The sequence below is a fragment of the Novosphingobium sp. CCH12-A3 genome, assembly GCF_001556015.1.
Taxonomy (GTDB): Bacteria; Pseudomonadota; Alphaproteobacteria; order Sphingomonadales; family Sphingomonadaceae; genus Novosphingobium; species Novosphingobium subterraneum.
The window spans coordinates 1-819 of sequence record NZ_LSIA01000046.1; the positions used below are offsets into that span (position 1 = coordinate 1).

1 protein-coding gene is annotated in these 819 nt (G+C 52.5%); it reads left to right on the forward strand.

Going from position 1 to position 819, the window contains the following annotated elements; all coding sequences use genetic code 11:
• Positions 1–36: 36 nt before the first annotated feature.
• Positions 37–474, forward strand: a complete 438-nt coding sequence (locus tag AX703_RS27200; protein WP_156451896.1) for a hypothetical protein — start codon at positions 37–39, stop codon at positions 472–474.
• The last annotated feature ends 345 nt before the right edge of the window (positions 475–819 follow it).

Here is an 819-nt window from a genome sequence, read left to right on the forward strand (position 1 = left end):
CACCAACTATTTTATCGCCGCCGGGTATGAGCCAGAGTGATCGGAATCTGCTCTATCTTGGAAAGCCCACAGCTTACGACTGAAAATGCAAGAAATGACCTTGCGATTAGTGTTGAGCAGATAGCTTTTTCGGACACAGATCCATATCACGAACAAACACAATCTGCGTCCAATGCGACGGTGCGGAACGCTGTCGCTGCAGCGCTCTCTGCAGCCGCAAGCGCGATTTCTAATCCCAAAGTTGTGGGTGCAGCAGCGGCGGGTGGTCTTGTTACGGGAGCTGCAAGTGTGATTGGCAAGGCTGCCATGACAGCCGTCCTTGCTACAAATTTTGACCCTGTGATGCTTTTCATATCTGGGAATGTTGAAATTCTAAGGCATTATATTATGGTTGCTTTCCCAAGCTTCGATCATCTTCCGATTCTTCTAGATAAAGCAAGAGAATTATGGAAGAAGATGTCAGGTATTCTGTGATTTTACTTGGGGGTTTGTGGTAGTTTACTTATAACCTAAATTCCCTCACACTTAGCGGCTGGCATTTGCTCCACGTCGACCTTTTTCATCCCCGCGTCTCTGCGTGAAGCCATAAAACCATTTTCCTACACCCCCCATCCTCGCCTAGAAGTTCCCGCTTTGTTCCAAACGGGAGCCGCCCATGCCGCACGCAGCCGATCCGCATCAGCCTTCCTCCTTTGGGCGCGGGTGGATTCCCGCGAGCCGGGATATCGGGCTGCCTGATGATGCTATGCCTGCGGTTGGCGCGAAGGGGCGGGGGCGCGTGGCTTCAATTCCCCTCCCGCAGGCGGGAGGGGTTAGGGG